The organism is Pseudomonas sp. FP603 (assembly GCF_030687415.1).
In the GTDB taxonomy this organism is placed as follows: Bacteria; Pseudomonadota; Gammaproteobacteria; order Pseudomonadales; family Pseudomonadaceae; genus Aquipseudomonas; species Aquipseudomonas wuhanensis.
On record NZ_CP117431.1, the window covers coordinates 200,297 to 223,460 of the forward strand.

Below are 23,164 nucleotides of genomic sequence, written 5' to 3' on the forward strand. Positions count from 1 at the left end.
GTTCGTTGTGACCCCGCGCCGTGCTACGTCGACCAGGCATGGACTTATACTGCCTCGTTGGACTCGTCCTCGAACGCTGCGAACAGCGGTTCGTCTTCGACGATTTCAGCGTTGGCGATGAACTCGTAGCTCATCAGGCCTTCAGCGATTTCACGCAGCGCTACAACAGTAGGCTTGTCGTTTTCCCACTGAACCAGGGGCTCTTTGCCGCCGGTGGCCAGTTGACGGGCACGCTTGGTAGAGAGCATGACCAGCTCAAAGCGGTTTTCCACGTGTTCTAGGCAGTCTTCAACGGTTACGCGGGCCATGGTATTCCTCGGAGCGAATGCAATATGCGCGCTGCCCGGTTGGGCGAGCGGACTCAACAGTTTAAAAAATCACCAGCGATTAGGGAAGCGCTGATTTTTTGACCAGGCTCTTCAATGCGCTATAAGTGCCAATGTAAAGCCCTTGCAGCGGTTTTGGGAAGCGCTGTTTAGCCGAGCAATTCAGCCAGCAACATGCCGAAACGCACCTGTTGGCGCTTCTGTTGCAATTGATTGGCACGGAAAATCGCCTTCAGGTCATCCAGCGCGTGGGAGAAATCGTCATTGATGATCAGGTAGTCGTACTCGACATAGTGGCTCATTTCGTTGACGGCTTCACGCATCCGGCCGGCAATGATCTCGTCGCTGTCCTGGCCACGGTTGGTCAGGCGCTGGTGCAAGGCTTGCAGCGATGGCGGCAGAATGAAGATCGAACGCGCCTGGGGCATGAGCTTGCGCACTTGCTCGGCGCCTTGCCAATCGATTTCCAGAATCAGGTCGTGACCTTCGTCCAGCGTCTGCTGCAGATGGCTTTGCGAGGTGCCGTAGAAGTTGCCGAATACTTCGGCTCGCTCCAGGAAATCGCCGTGCTCGCCCATTTTCACGAAGGCTTCGCGGGTCACGAAGTGATAGTTCACGCCGTCCACTTCACCCGGACGCATGGCGCGGGTGGTGTGGGAAATCGATACGCGAATCTCCGGGTTGGTATCGGTCAGGGCCTTGACCAGGCTGCTCTTGCCCGCGCCCGAAGGTGCGGAAATGATGTACAGGGTGCCGGTGCTGTGGGTCATGTCGGGTTTGCCTTACTCAATATTCTGCACTTGTTCGCGCATCTGCTCGATCAACACTTTGAGGTTGACCGCCGCTTGAGTGCTGCGCGGGTCGAAGGCTTTGGAGCCCAGTGTGTTGGCTTCGCGGTTGAGTTCCTGCATCAGGAAGTCCAGGCGCCGACCGGCAGCGCCGCCGGATTTGAGTACCCGGCGAACTTCGATGATGTGAGTGCTCAGGCGATCCAGTTCTTCGGCGACGTCGCTCTTTTGCGCGAGCATGACCATTTCCTGCTCCAGTCGCTGCGGGTCGAGGTCGGCCTTCATGTCGGTGAAGCGGTCGAGGACTTTTTGGCGTTGGGTGGCGAGCATCTGCGGGACCAGTTCGCGCAGGATCACCACATCTCCTTCAATAGAGGTCAGGCGCTCGTTGATCAATCGCGCCAGCTCAGTGCCTTCGCGCTCACGCCCGGCCTTGAGTTCTTTCAGGCCCTGATGGAACAGCGCCAGGGCTTCGGCATTCAGCGCTTGCGGGTCGGCGGCATCGGCCACCAACACGCCGGGCCAGGCCAGGACCTCCAGCGGGTTCAGCGCGGCCGGGTTCTTGATCAGGCCGGCGACCGTCTCGGCGGCCGCGACCAGTTGCGCGGCGCGCTCGCGGTCCACTTGCAGCGGTTTGCCGGTGCTTTCTTCGGTAAAGCGCAGGGTGCATTCGAGCTTGCCCCGGGACAGTTCCTGGCGCAGGGCTTCGCGGACCGCGCCTTCGAGGTCGCGGAAAGATTCCGGCAGACGCAGGTGGGGTTCCAGGTAGCGGCTGTTGACCGAGCGCAGTTCCCAGCTCAGGGTGCCCTGGACGCCGGCTTTTTCGACGCGGGCGAAGGCGGTCATGCTGTGCACCATGGAGGTACCTCGCAATGCAGGTCGGCGCGTAACCCATGGTTCGCGGACCCGCTATCTGTGAATTAAAGCCGACAGGCAGCAAAGGCGCAGGATTGTAGCGCAGTGGGGCGGATGCGCCCAAACACACGCTGTGACAAAGAGCTGCAGGCCGTCGGCTAAGCTCTATTCAGGGGCTTCAATCGTCGGGCGATTTTTTTAGAAGTGCCCACTGGCGGCCCACGGCTCTATAATGCTCGGCAGTTTTCCGTCCCCCGTACAGGTAATCCCTATGAAACGTCCAAGTGGTCGCGCTGCCGATCAGCTCCGCTCGATCCGCATTACCCGCAACTACACCAAACACGCCGAGGGTTCTGTGCTGGTCGAGTTCGGTGATACCAAAGTCATCTGCACCGTCAGTGTCGAGAATGGTGTGCCGCGTTTCCTCAAAGGTCAGGGCCAAGGCTGGTTGACCGCTGAATACGGCATGCTGCCGCGCGCCACTGGCGAGCGTAACCAGCGTGAAGCGAGCCGCGGCAAGCAAGGCGGCCGTACTCTGGAAATCCAGCGTTTGATCGGTCGTTCCCTGCGCGCTGCGCTGGACATGACCAAGCTGGGCGACGTCACCCTGTACGTCGACTGCGACGTGATCCAGGCTGACGGCGGCACCCGCACCGCGTCCATCACCGGTGCCATGGTTGCACTGATCGACGCCTTGAAAGTGATCAAGAAGCGCGGCGGCCTGAAAGGTGGCGACCCGCTCAAGCAAATGATCGCTGCCGTTTCGGTGGGCATGTACCAAGGCGAGCCCGTGCTTGACCTCGACTACCTGGAAGATTCGGCTGCCGAGACTGACCTCAACGTGGTGATGACCAGCACCGGCGGCTTCATCGAAGTTCAGGGCACTGCCGAAGGCGCGCCGTTCCAGCCGGAAGAGCTGAACGCGATGCTGGCGCTGGCGAAGAAAGGCATGAACGAGATTTTCGAACTGCAGAAGGCTGCACTGGCCGACTGATCGGATCTGCTCCACGCAAGGAGGACGTAATGAGTGACGAGCAACTGCCGCTACCCACACCGAGTCGAGAGGTTCGTCAGTGGGCGATGTTTTGTCACCTGTCCGCCTTGCTGGGGATCTGGCTGCCGTTCGGTACGCTGATCGGGCCGCTGATTCTCTGGCAGATGAAGCGCGAGTCAGACCCGTTCATCGATGCGCAAGGCAAGGAGGCGTTGAACTTTCAGATCACCGTCGCCATTGCTTCGGCCATCTGCTTTTTGCTGATGGTGGTGATCATCGGGTTTTTCCTGTTTGGTCTGGTCGCGATCGGTGCGCTGGTGTTGACGATCATCGCCGGCGTGAAAGCCAATGAAGGGTTCCCTTACCGGTATCCGTTCACCTGGCGGCTGATCAAATAATAGCCAGCAAAGATTTCCTGTGGGAGCGGGCTTGCCCGCGATAGCGATCTGGCAGGCAACACATCTGTTGACTGTGACGGCCTCATCGCGGCATAGGTATCTACACATCTCTAAAGTCTTCGGCTGGCCACCCAGCCGATGGCCTCTTTAGCAAAACCCGCCAGTTCCTGGGGCGTGTATTGTTCCAATGTCTCGCACATGGCCAAAAGCATGTATAAACCGGCCAGCAGCGCGGAAGCCGTCACCGGCTGCGAGCGCTTCATCTGTCGACCAGACAGACGGACCAAAAAATCCCGTGTTTGCTCAGCAAACTCCCCCTTAGCCCGCATCAGACGCCAACTGACAGCACATGCCTGACTGGCGATCAACAGCCGTTTGAACACCGCTTCACCGCTCTCTTGCTGCCAGTTTTCCAGCTGATGCCCACCCCCTTTAAGCAGTTTGAAGTAGGACTCGATACGCCAGCGCCAGTAATACCAGAGCGCCAATCGTTCATCTGCGACCTCTTGCTCAAGGTTGCTCAGCAAATACCATTCGGCCAGCAGGTGACCATCGGCTCCCAGTATTCGGCTCACGACGAGCCGGGCCGGCAACGGCTCACCAGACTTGCGCAGCGTCTTGCGGTCGGCCCTGTCTTTGGTGAAAGGCTGGGCTTGGCGGTCAGCACGACGGCGGTTTCTCCCACCCATTGAATGGCCGGTTTTCCTTTGTAGTCCACCTTGCGAGTTTTGCGGTAGGTCATCTCGCGAGCAATTTGACTCAGGGCCCTCGATTGACCTGCATGACTGGCCGTGGAACCGGCCTTGACTCGCACCAGCCATTGCCGACCCTCGGCCTGCCATTGCCTCAGGTGAGCGACCGAATCAGCCTCTCGATCCACGATATGGACAAGCGGCTTGGCAAAATTCTGCTGTTCCAGCCAAGTGATACGTTGTGTCAGTTCATGCAGATGCTTCTCAGGGACCAGCACTTCTTCGGCTCGCGTGCTGAGCACGCCGTCCCTGGTCGCCAGATTTTGAGCGGGAGTACAGATCGGTGCACCGTCACGGTCGGTGACTAGCAGGCTGCTTTGCAGTTCGTACCCGATATCGCCTCGGTGGGTCATTTGCAGGCGATCAGCCTTGCTGTGGTGGTGCATGTAATTGAGCCGAGACCAATCGTGCATGACCAGCGCGTAATCATCACAGTCATCCCGACAACCCTCGTGGGCTAACGCCAGCAGCGGTTTAACCAGGTCAACGGGCCGAACCCGGTCATTGCTCAAAAATCGCCAAAGGGCTTGCGTCTGTGCAAAAGCCTTGTCGCTTCGCGGCAAGGCTTTCATCCCGGCGGCCAGCGCCGGTAGTCCATTACTGTGTCCCATGACCAACTCGTCGTATCGTTTTGTCAGTCGGGCATCTAGCCCGGTCATTTGATATCCATGCCGTCCCTTTATAGACCAGGATCGGGAGATGTGTAGATACCTATGCTCATCGCGGGCAAGCCCGCTCCCACAGAAAGTAAATCATCACCCACAAAAAAGCCGACAGTGATGTCGGCTTTTTTGCATCTGCGAAAACACGCTTAGATCGTCAGCGTCCAGTCGTAGTCCACGATCAGCGGCGCATGCTGCGAGAATCGTGGCTGACGCGGCAGGCGTGCGCTGCGTACGAAGCGGCGCAGGCCTGGGGTCAGCAACTGGTAGTCGAAACGCCAGCCCAGGTTGAGCATTTCGGCCTGTTCGTTGTCCGGCCACCAGCTGTACTGGTCGCCTTCACGGCTGACTTCGCGCAGGGCATCGACATAACCCATGTTGCCGACAATCTCGTCCATCCAGGCACGTTCAGGCGCCAGGAAGCCCGGGGATTGCTGGCTGTCGCGCCAGTTCTTGATATCCAGCTTCTGTTGCGCCACGTACAGCGAGCCACAATAAATGTACTCGCGACGTTTGCGCCGCTGTTTATCCAGATAACGGCCGAAATCGTCCATTAGCTTGAACTTCTGGTTCAAGTCTTCATCGCCGTTCTGCCCCGAAGGGAGCAGCAAGGTCGCGATGCTGACCTTGTCGAAATCGGCTTGCAGGTAACGCCCGTAGCGGTCGGCCGTCTCGAAGCCGAGACCGCTGATGACTGCCTTCGGTTGCAACCGCGAGTACAAAGCCACGCCACCTTGGGCGGGAACTTCAGCTTCGCAGGCATAAAGGAAGTAGCCATCCAGTTGGAAGGCTGGATCGTCCAGTTCAAAGGCGGAGGCGCGGGTGTCCTGCAGGCAGATGACGTCGGCATTCTGTGCTTGCAGCCAACTGAGCAAACCACGCTCGACTGCAGCCTGAATCCCATTGACGTTCACACTGATGATCCGCATAAGTGGCCCCAAAAATCGCGTGCGGGTATGATACACGGCGTCTACCTAATTAGCTAAATCCGTGGTATTTGGGGTTTTTTTCATGCAAGCGTATCAGCGCGACTTCATTCGTTTTGCCATTGATCGTGGCGTTTTGCGCTTCGGTGAGTTCACCCTGAAGTCCGGGCGCACCAGTCCTTACTTCTTCAATGCCGGCCTGTTCAACTCGGGTTCTGCCCTGGCGCAGCTGGGGCGTTTCTACGCGGCGGCCATCGTCGAGAGCGGTATTTCGTTCGACGTACTGTTCGGCCCGGCTTACAAAGGCATCCCGTTGGCGGCGACTACCGCCGTGGCGCTGGCCGAACATCATGGTCGTGATCTGCCTTGGTGCTTCAACCGTAAGGAAGCCAAGGCCCACGGCGAAGGCGGCAGTCTGGTCGGCGCGCCATTGACCGGCGACGTGCTGATCATCGACGACGTGATCACCGCAGGCACGGCGATCCGCGAGGTGATGCAGATCATCGCTTCCCAGGAGGGCGCCAAGGCCGCGGGCGTGTTGATCGCCCTGAACCGTCAGGAGCGTGGCAACGGCGAATTGTCGGCCATCCAGGAAGTGGAGCGTGACTTCGGCATCCCGGTGATCAGCATCGTTTCGTTGAATCAGGTGCTCGAGTTCCTGGCGGATGATCCGCAGCTCAAGCAGCATTTGCCTGCCGTAGAAGCGTACCGCGCCCAGTTCGGCGTCTGACGCCAATTCCCTGTGGGAGCGGGCTTGCTCGCGAAGGCGGCGACACAATCAGCATTGATGTCGCCTGATACACCGCTTTCGCGAGCAAGCCCGCTTGTGTCTTGCGCAGGACTTAGACTGAAGATGAGAGCGGTGAGTGGCAAGCTGAACGCCCGGAGTGCTAGCAGCACGTGTGGGAGCCCATGCTGCCATTCACCTCTCCACTCTGGTTATTGAGCCCGAACAGTTGAACGAGCCGACCTCGAACATTACAAGCGTGGAGCCCAACCAGAGCGCTCTCATTTATGAGTGTAAGAGGGTTTAGCCATGTTTTCCTGCGCAGGCATTGATGTTTCCAAAGACAGTCTGGAAGTCTGGATTAATTCGCAAGGCATTGGTGCGAGTTTTCCGAACAGCGCCAGTGGTTTCCCGGTGCTGATTGATTGGTTAAAAGGCTTCGAAGTCACCCGCGTGTTACTGGAAGCCACCGGTGGCTACGAGCGGGGGCCCATGAAGGTGCTTCAAAGGGGCGGCTTTGACGTCTTACGAATCAATCCTCGTCGGGCGAAAGATTTTGCCAAGGCAATGGGTTATCGCGCTAAAACAGACGCGATAGATGCGCGGCTTCTCGCCGAATTTGCAACGATTATAAAGGACGCCGATAGCCGTATCACCAGCGCCGAACAGGACAATTTGCGTGCGCTGGTACAGCAACGCGAAAACTTTGTTCAGCAGCAAAGTGACGACAGGCGGCGTATCAAAACGGCTTCTGTCGACTCGATAAAACCCTTGTTGCAAAGCCATATCGACTATTTAGATCAGGCAATAAAGTCGATAGAACAGCTGATCTGCCAAAGCGCCAAAGACCTGGACAGTGAAAAAATTGCCCGCTTGCGCTCGGTTAAGGGACTAGGGCTCGTGACCGCAGCCAGCATCATGGCCTACCTGCCTGAGCTGGGAGAGGTTGGACGGCACGAGATCGCAGCACTGGCAGGGATCGCCCCTTACAACGACGACAGCGGCAACCACGAAGGGCCTCGTCATATAAGCGGTGGCCGATTTGCCGTGCGACGTGCGATGTACATGGCCAGTTGGGCTGTGATTTTGCGACAACCCGAGTTCAAAGCCCGATATGACGCGCTTCGCCTGAGAGGTAAATGCGCGAAAGTGGCGCTGATCGCCTGCATGCGGGTGTTGTTGATAAGGCTGAACGCGATGATCCGTGACCAAACTGAGTGGAGAGAGCAGGCAGCCTAAACAGACTGCTTGCTCATTTGGGAAATCACATGGTTTGAGACTGTGGAAGTTCGGCTGCCCTTTGATCAAACTTCAAAATAAAAGACATCAAGACAGTTGCTCCCACATTTAATCTCGGGTGTTCACACATAACTGTGTTCACCGCAGATCTACTGTGGGAGCGGGCTTGCTCGCGAAGGCGATTTCGGCAACGCCTCAGCGAAACCGATCAACCTCCTGCCGCAAATCCGCCGCCAGCTTCTCCAGCTCTTTGGCAGTCACAGCCAGGTTCGACACCACTTCGCGCTGCTCACTGTTCGCCAAAGCAATGCTTTGCAGATTGCTGCTGAGCAAGGTCGCGGTGCTGCTTTGCTCTTGGGTCGCGGTGGTGATCGCCGCGAATTGCTGACCAGCCGAGCGGCTTTGTTCATCGATCCGCGCCAGCGCCGAAGCGACGTTGGCGTTGCGCGACAGGCCTTCCTGCATCAGCACGTTGCCCTGCTCCATGGTGCTGATGGCGTTGCCGGTTTCCTGCTGGATGCTTTGGATCATCCCGGAAATTTCGTCGGTGGCTTGGCGAGTACGTGAGGCCAGGTTGCGCACCTCATCGGCCACCACCGCAAACCCACGCCCCTGCTCACCGGCGCGGGCGGCTTCGATGGCGGCGTTGAGCGCCAGCAGGTTGGTTTGCTCGGCGATCGCGGTAATCACCCCGACAATGCCGCCGATTTCCTGGGAGCGCTGCCCCAAGGTATTGATCACCGTTGCGGTGCTGTTCAGTGCACCGGCGATTTGCTCCAAGGACGAGGACGCTTCGTCCATCGACGTACGACCGATCTGGGTTTGCTGTGCGTTTTCCTGCGCCAGACGCTGGGTGTTGCCCATGTTGTCAGCGATGTTCAGCGAAGTAGCGCTGAATTCTTCCACGGCGCCGGCCATGCTGGTGATTTCGCCGGACTGCTGCTCCATCCCTTCATAGGCGCCACCAGACAAACCGGACAACGCCTGAGCCCGACTGTTGACCTCTCCCGAGGCTTTACGGATGTGCTCGACCATGGTCGACAGCGCCTGGCTCATCTGGTTGAAGGCACGGGCAAGTTGGCCGATTTCGTCATTGCTCGACACGTTCAGGCGAACACTCAAATCACCAGCGCCCAAGGCTTCGGCCTGGCGTACCAGGTCACCCAGTGGCGCCAGTTTGCTGCGCAGCAACCAGACCGCCGCACCGACTGCCAGCAACATCGCCAGCAGACTGCCGATCGCCAATTGAATGCCGACGCTCCAGGTCACGGCGCGGATTTCGGTTTTCGGCATGCTCGCCACCACCGACCACGGCCCGCCTTCGAACGGCACGGCAACACTGTAAAAGTCTTGCGACTTGTCGCTCCAGAACTCGCCTTTGCCCGGTGTCTTGGCCAGACCGACGATGCTCGGGGCCGCCTGATCCAGCGCTTGCACACCGGCAATCGGCACCAGCCATTTGCCTTGTTCATCCAGCAACGCCAGGGAGCCGGTCTGGCCGATGCGGAAGCGTTTGAGGTTGGCGAACTGCGCGTTCTGCGCGTCGGTGTAATCGAATCCTACGTACAGCACGGCAATGATCTTACCGCTGCTGTCGCGTACGGGGGTGTACTGCGACATGTAGAAGCGTTCGAAAAGCAACGCTCGACCCACGTAGCTCTGCCCCGCCATCAAACGGGCGTAAGCCGGGTTCGCGTGGTCGAGCTGAGTGCCGATGGCACGGCTGCCATCTTGTTTGCTGACATTCGTGCTGACCCGAATGAACTCCTCACCACTGCGCACGAACACGGTCGCGACGCCTGCGGTCATCTGCTTGAACTCGTCGACTTCCGCGAAGTTGTTGTTCAACACTTCACTGCCCAAGTGCAGGCCCGGTGTCTGCACACCCGCCACGGTCACCGGCTCATCCGGATGCACGCTCAAACCGGCGCTGAAGCGCTTCTCGAACAGGCCGGCCAGGCGCTGGGTGCTTTCACGCAAAGTGCCGTGAAAGGTGCTCAGCTGATCGGCAAGCAAGCGGGCCTCGCTGGCCAAGTGTTCTTCGCGAGTGGCGAGGTTGGCCGAGTCAAGCGAGCGCAACGCAAACACTGTACTGCCACTGATGACAATCGCCAGAATCACGGCAAGCGCAAGACCCAGCTGTGAAGCAATCCGAGCACGAGGTTGAGACATGACAGCTCCTGACCCAGTGGCCGGATCATTTTGATCGCATCGCACACTCGGCAAAATTTCTGATTGTGGGGAAAACATGGAACCTGCACGACGGTGCCATCAGCAGATTTTCGGCGGCAAAGCTGAATACTTGAGTAATTAACGGGGATATGGCTCAAGGCCGCCATTGCGGCGGCTCCATCGATTCAGCCCAGGCGTTCGACATCCGGTAATTCCATGGCCCGGACTTCGCCTTGCAGGAAATCGCTGAGCCGGCGCAAACGCTCACCGCCGGGGCGGGTTTTCGGCCAGACCAGGTAATAATGCTCACCACTGGCGACGGCCGTCGGCCACGGCAAACTCAGACGTCCCTGCGCAACGTCCTCCGCCACCATCAGCAAGTCGCCCATGGACACGCCGTAACCTCGGGCAGCGGCGATCATGCCCAGCTCCAGCGTGTCGAACACCTGCCCGCCCTTGAGCGAGACTTGATCGGTCAGGCCCATGCGCTCCAGCCAGTTGCGCCAGTCACGACGGTCCGGCGTCGGGTGCAGCAGCTCGGTGCTGGCCAGGCGCGTAACGTCCCACGGTTGGTCCTTCAGAAGATTCGGCGCGCCCACCGGAATCAGCTCTTCGGGGAACAGCAAAGTCGCCTCCCAGTCCGGTGGAAAATGCCCGTTGCTGAGGATGACGGCGCAGTCGAAGGGTTCGTGGTTGAAGTCCACCGTATCGATGTCCATCCAGGCGCTGGTCAGTTGCACCTCGTTCCCCGGCCGCAGGTGGCGAAAACGACTGAGCCGCGCCAACAGCCAACGCATGGTCAGGGTCGACGGGGCTTTCATGCGCAGGATGTCGTCCTCGGCGCGCAAGGTATTGCAGGCCCGCTCAAGGGCGGTGAAGCCTTCGCGAATGCCCGGCAGGATCAGCCGCGCCGATTCGGTCAGTTGCAGATTGCGCCCGCTGCGATGAAACAGCCGACAGGCGAAATGCTCTTCGAGCGTACGAATGTGCCGACTGACCGCACTTTGCGTGATCGACAGTTCTTCGGCGGCGCGGGTAAACGAGCTATGCCGCGCCGCCGCTTCGAATGCTCGAAGGGCATACAAGGGAGGAAGACGACGAGACATCAGGAAAGCTCCTATAACGCGATTGCACCAACTTATCAGAAACTCCACAGCATGAGTTTTAATCATGCCACCCATCCTTTTTATCCCTTTGTGAAAACCCCGCAGAGCGCCGAGAATCGACGCTTCCTGTTCTCTCTGACACTCGAGCGTGATGACCATGCAGCATCCAGCGCGTATTGAACTCTGGGCCATCCTGCGGCTGGCGGGGCCGTTGATAGCCTCGCAGTTGGCGCACATGTTGATGGTCCTCACCGACACGTTGATGATGGCGCGCCTGAGCCCCGAAGCACTGGCCGGCGGCGGTCTGGGCGCAGCGACGTATTCGTTCGTGTCGATTTTCTGCATCGGCGTGATCGCCGCCGTCGGCACCCTGGTGGCGATCCGTCAGGGCGCGGGCGATATCATTGGCGCGGCGCGGCTGACCCAGGCCGGGTTGTGGCTGGCCTGGTTGATGGCGCTGGTGGCGGGTTTGTTGCTGTGGAACCTGAAACCGGTGTTGCTGCTGTTCGGCCAGACCGAAACCAACGTCCTGGCTGCCGGCCAGTTTCTGTTGATCCTGCCGTTCGCCCTGCCCGGCTACCTGAGCTTCATGGCGCTGCGCGGCTTCACCAGCGCCATCGGCCGGGCGACGCCGGTGATGGTCATCAGCCTCGCCGGCACCGTGGCCAACTTCCTGCTCAACTATGCGTTGATCACCGGCCTGTTCGGTCTGCCGAAAATGGGCCTCGTGGGCATCGGTCTGGTCACGGCGATCGTGGCCAACCTCATGGCACTGGCGCTCGCGTTGCATATTCGTCGGCATCCGGCCTACGACGCCTATCCGTTGCGTCAGGGTCTGTCGCAGCCCAACCGTCAGTATTTGAAGGAATTGTGGCGCCTGGGCCTGCCGATTGGCGGGACCTATGCGGTGGAAGTCGGTCTGTTTGCCTTCGCCGCGCTGTGCATGGGCACCATGGGCAGTACGCAACTGGCGGCGCACCAGATCGCCCTGCAAATCGTCTCGGTGGCGTTCATGATTCCAGCAGGGCTTTCCTACGCAATCACCATGCGCATCGGCCAGCATTACGGCGCCGGGCAATTGCTCGATGCACGTCGGGCCGGACGGGTCGGGATCGCCTTCGGCGCTGCGTCGATGCTGGGGTTTGCCATGGTCTTCTGGCTGTTGCCGAATCAGTTGATCGGCTTGTTCCTGGACCACAACGACCCGGCGTTCCGCGAAGTCATCAACCTGGCCGTGAGCTTGCTGGCGGTGGCGGCGTGGTTCGAGCTGTTCGACGGCACGCAAACCATCGCCATGGGCTGCATCCGCGGGCTCAAGGATGCCAAGACCACGTTCCTGGTGGGTTTGGGTTGCTACTGGTTGATCGGTGCACCGGCCGCTTGGTGGATGGCCTTCCATTTGGATTGGGGGCCGACGGGGGTCTGGTGGGGCCTGGCGCTGGGGCTGGCGTGTGCAGCGGTGAGTCTGACGCTGGCGTTTGAGTGGAAGATGAAGCGGATGATTCGGCGTGAGCCGGCGTCAGAGCAGAATTTCCAGGTCGCTCAGCCTGACTGAGATCCCTGTAGATACTCTGTTCACGGTCAAGCTTTTAGCAGATGTTTTTCGCTGAAAAGCTTGGCCGTATCGAAATCCTCTCCAGCACGTATGCAGGCCCACAAGCCTGTCAGGTATTTGCGCATAACCGCGCAGATGGCCTGCATTTTTCGTTTTCCACGACCGACTAGCACGTCGTAAAAAGCCTTCACATAAGGATCGCAACGGATCGCTGACATGGCAGGCATGAACATCGCCGAGCGCAGGTAGGCGTTGCCACCCTTGCTCAGGCGCCCGGGTTTGTCGATGCTCGTTCCAGACTGGGTCAGTCGCACGTCCAGCCCTGCATAACGACTGATCTGCGGGGATTTGAGTGTCACTGGCAGGGTCGTCAGTTCAGCCAGCACTGCAAATGTCGAGACCTCACCCATTCCGGGTGCAGCCACCATGTGATCAAACTGCTCCTGCAAAATTGGACAGCTAGCGATGATGTCTCGCCCGGCTCGCCTAAACCGTTCGATGCGCCTGCCGAACATCGCAATAGCTTCTTCCTCATCCTCAATCAGCATCGCTGAAGTTGTTTCGGTCGCTTGAAGGGCATGCAGCTCATTCTTCGCTCGGGTGCAGTGGCAGGTCAGACGGTTGATATGCCGGCCAATGGCACGCAACTCAAGCTGGGCGGGGCTTGGAGGAGTCCACAAGCGAGGCGTCATGCGTTCGCCGTACTCCGCTAGCAACTGGGCGTCGATGGCGTCCGTTTTACTGTGTTGAAGCATCAGTCTTGCAAAATTGCGGGAGCTTTTCGGGTTGATCACAGAAACCGGCAAGCCTGCAGTGCTTAACTCCAGGGCCAGATCCAGGTAATAAATCCCGGTGGCTTCCATGACCACAGAAAGCGGTTTGAGTGCTATCAGCTTTTTCACGGCAGCCTTGCGCCCCTTGGGCGTTTGAGCGATATCCCACGAGCCAGCTGCACGGCCTTTGTCACGCCATCCCATTGCTGTGGTGCGAGAACCAACATCCAATCCGACGTGTACACTCATGCTTTCCACTCCAAGGAAACTGGGTGAAGATGGCTCCTGGTTCCCCCGACCTCGAACTTCATGCCACTGCAACCTTGTAATGCGAAGTCCGACTTGTCGGCTTCTCGATACTCTTCGTGGTGGGCAATGAGGCGGGGGGGCCTCTCTACAGACAAGGTCAGGAGCAAATCCTGCCTTCAGGAGCGATCGGCCTCCCCCAGAAACACATCTTTGAGACAACACCGAGGAGCTTAGCTGCTCTCGCCGGGTGTTCGGCCAACATACAAGGAGCGAGGCTGTGTGGCGAGGGAGCTTGCTCCCGCTGGGTCGCGAAGCGGCCCCAAAAGCTTTGCGACTGCTTCGCAGCCGAGCGGAAGCAAGCTCCCTCGCCACAAAAGCACCCACAGTTGTTTGTGGTTAGCTCACGACTTCCAGTGCAGGCTGCTGGTTGCTGCCGAACGTCAAGTACTCAACCAACTCCGCCAACGGCAACGGCTTGCTGATCAGATACCCCTGCACTTGGTCACAACCAAACCCGCGCAACAAATCCAGCTGCTCCGGTGTTTCCACACCTTCGGCAACCACCTCGAGGTTGAGGTTGTGCGCCAGGTTGATCATCGCGTGCACCAGTTTGCGATTCTCTTCCCGCTCTTCCATGCCGCCGACAAAGCTCTTGTCGACCTTCAACAACGCAATCGGCAGGCTGTTGAGGTGCACAAACGAAGAGAACCCGGTGCCGAAATCGTCCAGCGAAAAGCGCACACCCAAACGCCCGAGGGCGTCCATGGTCTGCTTGACCAGATCGCTGCGACGCATCACTGCGGTTTCGGTCAGTTCGAATTCCAGCCATTGCGCCTCGACGCCACGCTCGGCAATCAGCCGGCTCAGGGTCGACAGCAACTGGCTGTCCTGAAACTGCCGGAACGACAGGTTGATCGCCATGTGCAGCGCCGGCAGACCTCGTTCGCGCAGCGCTTGCATGTCTCGCAGAGCCCGGGAAATCACCCAGTAACCCAGCGGCACGATCAAGCCGCTTTGCTCGGCCAGCGGCACGAATTCGCTGGGGGGCAGCAAACCGCGTTCGCCATGACGCCAGCGCACCAAGGCTTCGAGGCCAACGATCTGGCCGTCCTCAAGGTTCAGGCGTGGCTGGTAATGCAATTCCAGCTCATCGCGGCGCAAGGCCCGGCGCAGCTCGCTTTCGAGGTCGGCGATGCTACGGGCATTGCGATTGATTCGTTCGTTGAAGATGTGAAAGGTGCAGCCTTGAGTGCTCTTGGCCTGCTGCATGGCGATGTGCGCGTGCCACATCAACGGGTCGGCACCGGCCTGCGCTCGTGCGTGAGCGATGCCAAGGCTGGAACCAATCAACAGGCTTTCGCCATCGATCCAATAGGGTTCGGACAGGGCTTCAGTAATGCGTTCGGCCATCCATTCGGCGCGCTGAGGGGCGCGGCGGGTGTCGATCAGCAGGGCGAATTCATCGCTGCCCAGCCGCGCCAGTTGATCGCTGGCCTCCAGCTGGCTTTTCAGCCGTGAGACCACCTGCAGGATCAACCGGTCGCCGGCCTGATGGCCGAGGGCGTCGTTGGCGTGTCGAAAGTTGTCGAGGTCGAGGTGACCGAGGGCCAGGCCGCGGCCGTCGCTTTCCGCCAGACGCGCCGCCAGCAAGGTCTGGAAACCCTGACGGTTGGCGATGCCGGTCAACGGGTCCTGCTCGGCCAGGCGCTGCAAGGTGTTTTCCAGCACGCCGCGCTCGCGCACATGACGCAGACAGCGGCGCAACATGCCGGGATCCAGCAAATTGCGCACCAGCCAGTCGCTCACCCCATCGGGCGGCGCCAGCGGCTCGTGTTCGAGCAGCAACACCGTCGGCAGAGTGCAACGGCCGGGCGCCGGTTGCAGAGCAGGAATCGTCAACAACACCGCACTGCGGTTGTCATCGAACAGGTTGCTGACTGACTCCCAGCTCGGCGCGCTGAGCAGCACAGCCGAACTCCCCATCGGAGCCAGACACTCGCGCAACAACGCTGCCCACGCCGGCTCTTCAGCCAGTAGCAGCAAACGCAAGGGTTCGACAGGCGTAGACAAGCTAGCTCCCTAGACTCTGCAAAGATGTAGGCGGCGGGCATTATGCCGCGCAGATAACCAATGACCAAATGACATCGGTTATCAAACACGGCTTTTGTGTCTTGAATACGAACATTAGACGCAAATTCACTACGCATCCTGCGTGAAAGTAGCAAAACCGGCAAATAGAGATAGCGTGTTGCGTCACAAGTCGGAGAGAGCAGCACAATTCGCTGAGCCTGTTAAAATGCCGGCCCATTTCGCTAATGACTCCCTGATTTCGTATGTCCCGACTCAATCCCCGGCAGCAAGAAGCCGTGAGCTACGTCGGCGGCCCTCTTTTGGTGCTCGCCGGCGCAGGCTCCGGCAAGACCAGCGTGATCACCCGCAAAATTGCGCATCTGATCCAGAGCTGCGGCATCCGCGCCCAGTACATCGTCGCCATGACCTTTACCAACAAGGCCGCGCGGGAGATGAAGGAACGGGTCGGCACGCTGCTCAAGGGCGGCGAAGGCCGCGGCCTGACGGTCTGTACCTTCCACAACCTGGGCCTGAACATCATCCGCAAGGAACATGTGCGGCTGGGATACAAACCGGGCTTCTCGATCTTCGACGAGACCGATGTAAAAGCCCTGATGACCGACATCATGCAGAAGGAATACTCGGGCGACGACGGCGTCGACGAGATCAAGAACATGATCGGCTCGTGGAAAAACGACCTGATCCTGCCGCCCGAAGCCCTGGAAAACGCGCGCAATCCCAAAGAACAGACCGCCGCCATCGTCTACACCCATTACCAGCGCACGCTCAAGGCGTTCAACGCGGTGGACTTCGACGACCTGATCCTGCTGCCGGTAAAACTGTTCCAGGAACACGACGATATCCTGGAAAAATGGCAGAACAAGGTCCGCTACCTGTTGGTGGACGAATACCAGGACACCAACGCCAGCCAGTATTTGCTGGTAAAACTGCTGATCGGCAAACGCAACCAGTTCACCGTGGTGGGCGACGACGACCAGTCGATCTACGCCTGGCGCGGCGCTCGCCCGGAAAACCTGATGCTGCTCAAGGACGACTATCCGTCCCTGAAAGTGGTGATGCTGGAGCAAAACTACCGCTCCACCAGCCGTATCCTCCGTTGCGCCAACGTGCTGATCTCCAACAACCCGCACGAGTTCGAAAAACAACTGTGGAGTGAGATGGGCCACGGCGACGAAATCCGCGTGATCCGTTGCCGCAACGAAGACGCCGAAGCCGAACGCGTGGCCGTGGAAATCCTCAGCCTGCACTTGCGCACCGACCGCCCCTACAGCGATTTCGCGATTCTGTATCGCGGCAACTACCAGGCCAAGCTGATCGAGCTGAAGCTGCAGCATCACCAGGTGCCTTACCGGCTTTCCGGCGGCAACAGCTTTTTCGGACGTCAGGAAGTGAAAGACCTGATGGCCTACTTCCGGCTGATCGTGAACCCGGACGACGACAACGCCTTCCTGCGGGTGATCAACGTCCCACGCCGGGAGATCGGTTCGACCACGCTGGAGAAGCTGGGCAACTACGCCACCGAGCGAAAAATCTCGATGTACGCCGCCACCGATGAAATCGGCCTGGGCGAGCATCTGGACAGCCGCTTCACCGATCGCCTGTCGCGCTTCAAGCGCTTCATGGACAAGGTCCGCGAGCAGTGCGCCGGCGAAGACCCGATCTCCGCCCTGCGCAGCATGGTCATGGACATCGACTACGAGAACTGGCTGCGCACCAACAGCTCCAGCGACAAGGCCGCCGATTACCGCATGGGTAACGTCTGGTTCCTGATCGAGGCGTTGAAGAACACGCTGGAGAAAGACGAAGAAGGCGAGATGACCGTCGAGGACGCCATCGGCAAACTCGTCCTGCGCGACATGCTGGAGCGTCAGCAAGAAGAGGAAGACGGCGCCGAAGGCGGCGTGCAGATGATGACCTTGCACGCCTCCAAGGGTCTCGAATTTCCCTACGTGTTCATCATGGGCATGGAAGAGGAAATTCTCCCGCACCGCTCCAGCATCGAAGCCGACACCATCGAAGAGGAACGCCGCCTGGCCTACGTCGGGATTACCCGGGCGCGTCAGACGCTGGCGTTCACCTTCGCCGCCAAGCGTAAGCAATACGGCGAGATCATCGACTGCGCGCCCAGCCGCTTCCTCGATGAACTGCCGCCGGACGACCTGGCCTGGGAAGGCAACGACGACACCCCGACCGAAGTCAAAGCGGTTCGCGGCAACAGCGCATTGGCGGATATACGCGCGATGTTAAAGCGCTAGAATTGAGCACTTTTTAGTCGATGCATTTTTTAACCGAACACTTTTTACAAGCTAGGCGCACACGGCGCCAGTAGAGGAAAGCTTCATGGAAGCACTGCACAAGAAAATTCGCGAAGAAGGCATCGTGCCTTTCCGACCAGGTCCTGAAAGTCGACGCCTTTCTGAACCACCAGATCGACCCGGCCCTGATGAAGCTGATCGGCGACGAATTCGCCACGCTGTTCAAGGACTCGGGCATCACCAAGATCGTCACCATCGAAGCCTCGGGCATTGCCCCGGCAATCATGACCGGCCTGAACCTTGGCGTACCGGTGATTTTTGCCCGCAAGCATCAGTCCCTGACCCTGACTGAAAACCTGCTGTCGGCGACCGTTTACTCGTTCACCAAGCAGACCGAAAGCACGGTGGCGATCTCCCCGCGCCACCTGACCAGCAGCGACCGCGTATTGATCATCGACGACTTCCTGGCTAACGGTAAGGCCTCTCAAGCGCTGATCTCGATCATCAAACAGGCCGGCGCGACCGTTGCAGGCTTGGGTATTGTGATCGAGAAATCGTTTCAGGGCGGTCGTGCGGAACTGGATGCCCAGGGTTATCGGGTTGAATCGTTGGCTCGCGTTCAGTCGCTGGCTGGCGGTGTCGTGACCTTCATCGAATAAACCTCCCGCAATGATCGTTCCCACGCTCCGCGTGGGAATGCTTCAAGGGACGCTCCGCGTTCCGGCTTTCGAATGGGACGCAGAGCGTCCCGGGCTGCATTCCCACGCAGAGCGTGGGAACGATCAACCGCCACACCGCAAAACCGGTGTGGGAGCGAGCAAGCCCGCACACATTTGGTCTCCGCTGGCCGTTACAAAGTGGTGGCTTTGAGGCCGGTCAGTAGTAACCGCTGAAACAAATCCTCTTTCAACCCCTCCGGCTTCGTCAGCTGCATCCGCTCCAGATGCACCGGAAACTCCGAAGCCGCTGGCGCATCCAGCGCAGCCTTGCCCAGTTCCAGAATCTCCGTGAGCTTGAACTTGCTCTTCAACCAGTTCAGCGCCCGCAATAAGTCCCGTTCCTCAGCGGTGAAATCACAGCCCAGCGGATATTCCGGAAACAGATTCGAATGCCGCGCCTGAATGGCCTGCAAACGCTGTGGGCTGTTGTCGGCGAAACGCGGATCGAGTCGGAAATGCTTCGGCAACTTGCCAACGCTCTGCGCCTGCTCGATCAGCCCCGACTGGAAACGTGAGTCGCTGATATTGAGCAACGCTTCGATCACCGCAGCGTCAGTCTTACCGCGCAAATCGGCGATGCCGTACTCGGTGACGACGATGTCTCGCAGGTGCCGTGGGATCGTGCAGTGACCGTATTCCCAGACAATGTTCGAACTGACTTCACCGCCCGACTCACGCCAACTGCGCAGCAGCAGAATCGAACGCGCGCCTTCCAGCGCATGGCCCTGGACGACAAAGTTGTATTGCCCGCCGACACCGCTCAGCACCCGTCCGTCTTCGAGTTGATCGGCCACGCCGGCGCCGAGCAGGGTCATGGTGAAGACTGTGTTGATGAAGCGCGCATCGAGGCGCTGCAAGCGTTTGAGTTCTTCCTGACCGTAGAGCTCGTTGATGTAGCTGATGCGGGTCATGTTGAATTCGAGCCGTTTGCCTTGGGGCATCTCCCGCAGGCGTTCATAGAAACTTCGCGGCCCGAGGAAAAACCCGCCATGCACCGAAATGCCGTCAGTCTGCGCGGCCTCGTCCAGTGTCCCGGCATTCGCCTGCTGCTGGGTTGGCACGTCCGGGTAGACCTTGCGCCGCACGATCCCGGCGTCGGCCAACACCAGCAAGCCGTTGACGAACATTTCGCTGCAACCGTAAAGGCCCTTGGCGAACGGTTCGATACCTCCTTCACGCTCAATCAACTGCGCCCACTGGCTGAGATTCAGATCTGCCAGCAACGCCTTGTAACCGTCACTGTCAGCTTGCCGCGCCAGCAACGCTGCCGTCAGGGCATCACCCATGGCGCCGATGCCAATCTGCAAGGTGCCGCCATCGCACACCAGCGTGCTGGCGTGCAGGCCGATGAAGTGATCCTGGAAACCCACCGGCATGTTCGGCGTGGAAAACAGCGTGGTGCTGTCCTTCGCGTCAATCAGCAGATCGAAGGTGTCGATGCCGATTTCCGCGTCCCCCGGCATGTACGGCAACTCGTTGTGCACTTGCCCCACCAGCAGGATCGTTTCCCCCGCGGCGCGGCGTTTGGCGATCATCGGAAACAGGTCGAGGGTGATGTCCGGGTTGCAGCTCAGGCTCAGGCTCAGGCGATCGGGATGCTCGGCATGGCTGGCCACCAGTTGCGCGACCAGGTTCAAGCCAGCGGCATTGATGTCCCGGGCGGCATGGCTGTAATTGCTGCTGACGTAATCCTGTTGGGCCGATGCGCTGTTAAGCAGGCTGCCTGGCTGCAGGAAGAATTGATGGACGTGAATGTTAGCGGGCAGGCTGTCGCGATGCAGGTCGGCGAGGAACTCCAGCTCCGGATAATCGCCGAACACCCGCTCAATGAAGGGTTCGAGGAAGCGCTTTTGCAAGCCATCGCCCAATGGCGGGCGTCCGAGGCACAGGGCGGTGTAAATCGTCAGTTGCCGCTCGGGCAGTTGCGCGATCCGTTGATACAGCGCGTTGACGAAATGATTGGGCTTGCCCAGCCCAAGCGGCAGACCCATGTGGATATGCGCAGGTAACCGGGCCAACACATCATCGACCGCTTGCTCGATAGAACACAGCTGCACCATCCGATTCTCCCTTACATTCCGTGAATTGGGCCTGGACCGAGCTTGCCGGGTCTTTGCCGCAAAGAATAGCCTCGGGGAAAAATCGCAGGCACAAAAAAGCCGCTCGAAAGCGGCTTTTCGTTGAAGACGGGCTTATTTCAGGCCGGACATCTTCTGGATGGCGCCCTTGAGATCGTCATCAGAGCAGTCGGCGCAGGTGCCTTTTGGTGGCATCGCATTGATGCCAGAGATTGCTTTGGCCAGCAAGCCGTCAAGGCCGCCCTCTTTCTTGGCGCGCTCGCCCCAGGCCGCGGCATCACCGATTTTCGGCGCGCCCAATACACCAGCGGTGTGGCAAGCGCCGCAATGTTTTGCAATCACCGAGTCAGGGGTTTTGGCATCACCACCACCCGCAGAAGCAGCGACTTCCATTCCCTTGCACTCTTTGCCCTGCACACAGACCTGGCCGACAGGTTCAAGACGTTTAGCAATATCGTCGTTGGTCGCTGCTTGTGCGCTGACTGCCCAAAGGGCCAATACGGTTGCTGGTACGGCCAGCATTTTCATAATTAGATTCACGCGTTCACCCTCAATGGTGGCTAGTCACGCCCACGGCCACGGTTCGCAGGCGGGCGCAAGTATAGCGGTAAGCCCGCCACACTGAAACAACCCCAAAGTCGAAGGGGTCTTGTCGTGGAATGGGAATACGGCATGGGCGTCTCCACAATCCGGGCAGGACGCCTCTTCTCTTAAAAATTCGCTGGGGTAGCTGCGCTGATTAGTCGCGCCGGGGTATCGAACGGATTACGGAAGCGGTGCGGCTTGGTACTTTCAAAGTAGTAGCTATCACCGGCTTCGAGCACAAATGTTTCGAGCCCGACCACCAGTTCCAGCCGCCCTTCCACCAGTATCCCGGTTTCCTCACCCTCATGGGTGAGCATCTCGTCACCGGTATCGGCGCCTGGCGGGTAGATTTCGTTGAGGAACGCGATAGCCCGGCTCGGGTGAGCCCGACCGACCAGTTTCATGGTCACTGCCCCATCGGAAATATCGATCAGCTCGTGGGCTTTGTAGACGATCTGAGTCGGTTTTTCCTGCAGGATTTCTTCGGAAAAGAACTCGACCATGGACATGGGAATCCCGCCCAGTACCTTCCTCAGCGAACTGATCGAGGGGCTGACGCTGTTCTTCTCGATCATCGAAATGGTGCTGTTGGTAACACCCGCGCGTTTGGCGAGCTCACGCTGGGAAAGACCTTTGAGCTTACGGATCGATTGCAGTCGTTCACCGACGTCCAATGCTTGCGCCTCCAGGGATTCAGGTTGCAGGAATATTGAGCGTTATCATGGCGACAGCGTTCAGTATTTACAACACTTGGGCCTGAATCCAGCCTGGCGAAGCGACTTTCGGTCGGGAGCGCTGTTTGTCAGGCCCCGGAATAGAGCAGCGGTACCCGACGCAGGTTGCAGAATATCTGATAAGGAATCGTGTCGGCGGCGGTCGCGACGTCACTGGCGAGGATATTTTTGCCCCACAACTCCACGGGCGAACCAAGGCCGGCTTGCGGTACGTCGGTCAGGTCGACGCAGAGCATGTCCATCGATACCCGCCCCAGCAACTGACTGCGCTGCCCGGCCACCAGCACCGGCGTGCCGCTCGGTGCCTGACGCGGATAACCGTCGGCGTACCCCATCGCCACCACGCCCACACGCATCGGTTTGGGGGTAATGAATTTCGCGCCATAACCAATCGGCTCGCCGGCCGGCAGTTCACGCACGCAAATCACTTTCGATTCCAGGGTCATCACCGGTTGCAGGCGGGACGCCACGGCATTGGCCTCTTCGAACGGCGTCGCGCCATAGAGCATGATGCCCGGGCGCACCCAATCGCTCGGAATCTGCGGCCAACCGAGCACCGCCGGCGAGTTACGCAGGCTGATTTCGGCCGCCAACCCCTGCCGCGCCGCCTCGAACACCGCGACCTGCTCGGTGCTGGTCTGGCAATGCAGCTCATCGGCGCGGGCGAAGTGACTCATCAACACGATCTTCGCCACTTTGCCGCTGGCCAGCAGCCGTTGATAGGCCGCCTGATAATCCGCCGGGTGCAAGCCAACCCGATGCATGCCCGAGTCGAGCTTGAGCCATACCGTGATCGGTTTGCTCAGCGCGGCTTGTTCGATGGCTTCGAGCTGCCACAGCGAATGCACCACGCACCAGAAGTCGTGCTCGACGATCAGCGCCAGCTCATCGGCTTCGAAAAAACCTTCCAGCAGCAACACCGGCGCACGAATGCCGGCGGCGCGCAGCTCCAACGCTTCTTCGATGCACGCCACGGCAAACCCGTCCGCCTCGGCTTCCAGCGCCTGGGCGCAGCGTACCGCGCCATGACCATAGGCATCGGCCTTGATCACCGCGAGGGCACGGGCCCCCGTGACTTCACGAGCGATCCGGTAGTTGTGGCGCAGGGCTTGAAGGTCGATCAGGGCACGGGCTGGACGCATGGCGGCAGACTTCTAGTCGGTCATTTGAAAAAAACCGG

20 protein-coding genes and 1 pseudogene are annotated in these 23,164 nt (G+C 59.4%); 7 read left to right on the forward strand and 14 right to left on the reverse strand.

Going from position 1 to position 23,164, the window contains the following annotated elements:
- Positions 1-44: 44 nt before the first annotated feature.
- The 3 genes from rpoZ to PSH65_RS00890 all read right to left on the reverse strand — a co-directional run bounded on the left by rpoZ (position 45) and on the right by PSH65_RS00890 (position 1,972).
- Positions 45-308, reverse strand: a complete 264-nt coding sequence (rpoZ, locus tag PSH65_RS00880) for a DNA-directed RNA polymerase subunit omega (protein ID WP_003177259.1) — start codon at positions 306-308, stop codon at positions 45-47.
- 167 nt (positions 309-475) lie between these two features.
- Positions 476-1,096, reverse strand: coding sequence for a guanylate kinase (gene gmk / locus PSH65_RS00885; protein ID WP_090177994.1), 621 nt, complete (start codon positions 1,094-1,096; stop codon positions 476-478).
- A gap of 12 nt (positions 1,097-1,108) precedes the next feature.
- Complete coding sequence (locus tag PSH65_RS00890) at positions 1,109-1,972, reverse strand: YicC/YloC family endoribonuclease (RefSeq protein ID WP_030132448.1); 864 nt, start codon at positions 1,970-1,972, stop codon at positions 1,109-1,111.
- Positions 1,973-2,240: 268 nt separating this feature from the next.
- On the opposite strand from PSH65_RS00890, the gene rph reads away from it, so the two are divergent.
- On the forward strand, positions 2,241-2,963 hold the full coding sequence (gene rph / locus PSH65_RS00895) for a ribonuclease PH (protein WP_123720220.1): 723 nt from the start codon (positions 2,241-2,243) through the stop codon (positions 2,961-2,963).
- 29 nt (positions 2,964-2,992) lie between these two features.
- Positions 2,993-3,361 (forward strand): DUF4870 domain-containing protein, encoded by a 369-nt coding sequence (locus PSH65_RS00900; RefSeq protein WP_030132446.1) that lies wholly within the window; start codon positions 2,993-2,995, stop codon positions 3,359-3,361.
- A gap of 110 nt (positions 3,362-3,471) precedes the next feature.
- Here PSH65_RS00900 and PSH65_RS00905 read toward each other — a convergent pair whose 3' ends face one another.
- The 3 genes from PSH65_RS00905 to PSH65_RS00915 form a co-directional block, all read right to left on the reverse strand.
- Positions 3,472-3,936: a hypothetical protein gene (locus tag PSH65_RS00905; RefSeq protein ID WP_305424521.1), complete on the reverse strand. Its 465-nt coding sequence runs from the start codon at positions 3,934-3,936 to the stop codon at positions 3,472-3,474.
- Positions 3,933-4,772, reverse strand: a complete 840-nt coding sequence (locus PSH65_RS00910) for a hypothetical protein (RefSeq protein WP_305424522.1) — start codon at positions 4,770-4,772, stop codon at positions 3,933-3,935. Before PSH65_RS00910 ends, PSH65_RS00905 begins: the two co-directional genes overlap by 4 nt.
- 152 nt (positions 4,773-4,924) lie before the next feature.
- Positions 4,925-5,704, reverse strand: coding sequence for an exodeoxyribonuclease III (locus PSH65_RS00915; protein WP_305424524.1), 780 nt, complete (start codon positions 5,702-5,704; stop codon positions 4,925-4,927).
- Positions 5,705-5,786: 82 nt separating this feature from the next.
- On the opposite strand from PSH65_RS00915, the gene pyrE reads away from it, so the two are divergent.
- The gene (gene pyrE, locus PSH65_RS00920) at positions 5,787-6,431 is read left to right on the forward strand and encodes an orotate phosphoribosyltransferase (protein ID WP_095633618.1); all 645 of its coding nucleotides are present in this window, start codon (positions 5,787-5,789) and stop codon (positions 6,429-6,431) included.
- Between the two features lie 306 nt (positions 6,432-6,737).
- Positions 6,738-7,667, forward strand: a complete 930-nt coding sequence (locus PSH65_RS00925; protein WP_305421584.1) for a transposase — start codon at positions 6,738-6,740, stop codon at positions 7,665-7,667.
- A 195-nt stretch (positions 7,668-7,862) separates the two neighbouring features.
- Here PSH65_RS00925 and PSH65_RS00930 read toward each other — a convergent pair whose 3' ends face one another.
- Together PSH65_RS00930 and PSH65_RS00935 are read right to left on the reverse strand one after the other, a co-directional pair.
- On the reverse strand, positions 7,863-9,839 hold the full coding sequence (locus PSH65_RS00930) for a methyl-accepting chemotaxis protein (RefSeq protein WP_305424527.1): 1,977 nt from the start codon (positions 9,837-9,839) through the stop codon (positions 7,863-7,865).
- A 185-nt stretch (positions 9,840-10,024) separates the two neighbouring features.
- Positions 10,025-10,945 (reverse strand): LysR substrate-binding domain-containing protein, encoded by a 921-nt coding sequence (locus PSH65_RS00935; protein WP_305424528.1) that lies wholly within the window; start codon positions 10,943-10,945, stop codon positions 10,025-10,027.
- A 157-nt stretch (positions 10,946-11,102) separates the two neighbouring features.
- On the opposite strand from PSH65_RS00935, the gene PSH65_RS00940 reads away from it, so the two are divergent.
- Entirely contained in the window at positions 11,103-12,500 is a 1,398-nt protein-coding gene (locus PSH65_RS00940; RefSeq protein WP_305424529.1) for a NorM family multidrug efflux MATE transporter, read from the forward strand.
- Positions 12,501-12,526: 26 nt separating this feature from the next.
- Here PSH65_RS00940 and PSH65_RS00945 read toward each other — a convergent pair whose 3' ends face one another.
- Both PSH65_RS00945 and PSH65_RS00950 read right to left on the reverse strand, forming a co-directional pair.
- Positions 12,527-13,522: an IS110 family transposase gene (locus tag PSH65_RS00945; RefSeq protein ID WP_305424530.1), complete on the reverse strand. Its 996-nt coding sequence runs from the start codon at positions 13,520-13,522 to the stop codon at positions 12,527-12,529.
- A 396-nt stretch (positions 13,523-13,918) separates the two neighbouring features.
- Positions 13,919-15,592: a bifunctional diguanylate cyclase/phosphodiesterase gene (locus PSH65_RS00950; protein ID WP_305424531.1), complete on the reverse strand. Its 1,674-nt coding sequence runs from the start codon at positions 15,590-15,592 to the stop codon at positions 13,919-13,921.
- Positions 15,593-15,855: 263 nt separating this feature from the next.
- On the opposite strand from PSH65_RS00950, the gene rep reads away from it, so the two are divergent.
- Together rep and PSH65_RS00960 are read left to right on the forward strand one after the other, a co-directional pair.
- Positions 15,856-17,868: a DNA helicase Rep gene (gene rep / locus PSH65_RS00955; protein WP_305424532.1), complete on the forward strand. Its 2,013-nt coding sequence runs from the start codon at positions 15,856-15,858 to the stop codon at positions 17,866-17,868.
- An 85-nt stretch (positions 17,869-17,953) separates the two neighbouring features.
- Positions 17,954-18,527: pseudogene (locus tag PSH65_RS00960) on the forward strand (xanthine phosphoribosyltransferase).
- Between the two features lie 191 nt (positions 18,528-18,718).
- On the opposite strand, the gene PSH65_RS00965 reads toward PSH65_RS00960, so the two are convergent.
- The 4 genes from PSH65_RS00965 to alr all read right to left on the reverse strand — a co-directional run bounded on the left by PSH65_RS00965 (position 18,719) and on the right by alr (position 23,126).
- Positions 18,719-20,647 (reverse strand): acetyl-CoA hydrolase/transferase C-terminal domain-containing protein, encoded by a 1,929-nt coding sequence (locus PSH65_RS00965; RefSeq protein WP_305424533.1) that lies wholly within the window; start codon positions 20,645-20,647, stop codon positions 18,719-18,721.
- A gap of 132 nt (positions 20,648-20,779) precedes the next feature.
- A complete protein-coding gene (locus PSH65_RS00970; RefSeq protein WP_305424534.1) occupies positions 20,780-21,205 on the reverse strand; it encodes a cytochrome c5 family protein in 426 nt (141 codons plus the stop codon).
- A gap of 170 nt (positions 21,206-21,375) precedes the next feature.
- Entirely contained in the window at positions 21,376-21,924 is a 549-nt protein-coding gene (locus PSH65_RS00975; protein WP_305424535.1) for a cupin domain-containing protein, read from the reverse strand.
- A gap of 128 nt (positions 21,925-22,052) precedes the next feature.
- Positions 22,053-23,126: an alanine racemase gene (gene alr / locus PSH65_RS00980; RefSeq protein WP_305424536.1), complete on the reverse strand. Its 1,074-nt coding sequence runs from the start codon at positions 23,124-23,126 to the stop codon at positions 22,053-22,055.
- Positions 23,127-23,164: the final 38 nt, after the last annotated feature.

What these genes read in the sequence shown, in the direction of transcription:
- rpoZ (WP_003177259.1), bottom strand. Translation starts at nt 308, where the DNA reads ATGGCCCGCGTAACCGTTGAAGACTGCCTAGAACACGTGGAAAACCGC.
- gmk (WP_090177994.1), bottom strand. Translation starts at nt 1,096, where the DNA reads ATGACCCACAGCACCGGCACCCTGTACATCATTTCCGCACCTTCGGGC.
- PSH65_RS00890 (WP_030132448.1), bottom strand. Translation starts at nt 1,972, where the DNA reads ATGGTGCACAGCATGACCGCCTTCGCCCGCGTCGAAAAAGCCGGCGTC.
- rph (WP_123720220.1), top strand. Translation starts at nt 2,241, where the DNA reads ATGAAACGTCCAAGTGGTCGCGCTGCCGATCAGCTCCGCTCGATCCGC.
- PSH65_RS00900 (WP_030132446.1), top strand. Translation starts at nt 2,993, where the DNA reads ATGAGTGACGAGCAACTGCCGCTACCCACACCGAGTCGAGAGGTTCGT.
- PSH65_RS00910 (WP_305424522.1), bottom strand. Translation starts at nt 4,772, where the DNA reads ATGACCGGGCTAGATGCCCGACTGACAAAACGATACGACGAGTTGGTC.
- PSH65_RS00915 (WP_305424524.1), bottom strand. Translation starts at nt 5,704, where the DNA reads ATGCGGATCATCAGTGTGAACGTCAATGGGATTCAGGCTGCAGTCGAG.
- pyrE (WP_095633618.1), top strand. Translation starts at nt 5,787, where the DNA reads ATGCAAGCGTATCAGCGCGACTTCATTCGTTTTGCCATTGATCGTGGC.
- PSH65_RS00925 (WP_305421584.1), top strand. Translation starts at nt 6,738, where the DNA reads ATGTTTTCCTGCGCAGGCATTGATGTTTCCAAAGACAGTCTGGAAGTC.
- PSH65_RS00930 (WP_305424527.1), bottom strand. Translation starts at nt 9,839, where the DNA reads ATGTCTCAACCTCGTGCTCGGATTGCTTCACAGCTGGGTCTTGCGCTT.
- PSH65_RS00935 (WP_305424528.1), bottom strand. Translation starts at nt 10,945, where the DNA reads ATGTCTCGTCGTCTTCCTCCCTTGTATGCCCTTCGAGCATTCGAAGCG.
- PSH65_RS00940 (WP_305424529.1), top strand. Translation starts at nt 11,103, where the DNA reads ATGCAGCATCCAGCGCGTATTGAACTCTGGGCCATCCTGCGGCTGGCG.
- PSH65_RS00945 (WP_305424530.1), bottom strand. Translation starts at nt 13,522, where the DNA reads ATGAGTGTACACGTCGGATTGGATGTTGGTTCTCGCACCACAGCAATG.
- rep (WP_305424532.1), top strand. Translation starts at nt 15,856, where the DNA reads ATGTCCCGACTCAATCCCCGGCAGCAAGAAGCCGTGAGCTACGTCGGC.
- PSH65_RS00965 (WP_305424533.1), bottom strand. Translation starts at nt 20,647, where the DNA reads ATGGTGCAGCTGTGTTCTATCGAGCAAGCGGTCGATGATGTGTTGGCC.
- alr (WP_305424536.1), bottom strand. Translation starts at nt 23,126, where the DNA reads ATGCGTCCAGCCCGTGCCCTGATCGACCTTCAAGCCCTGCGCCACAAC.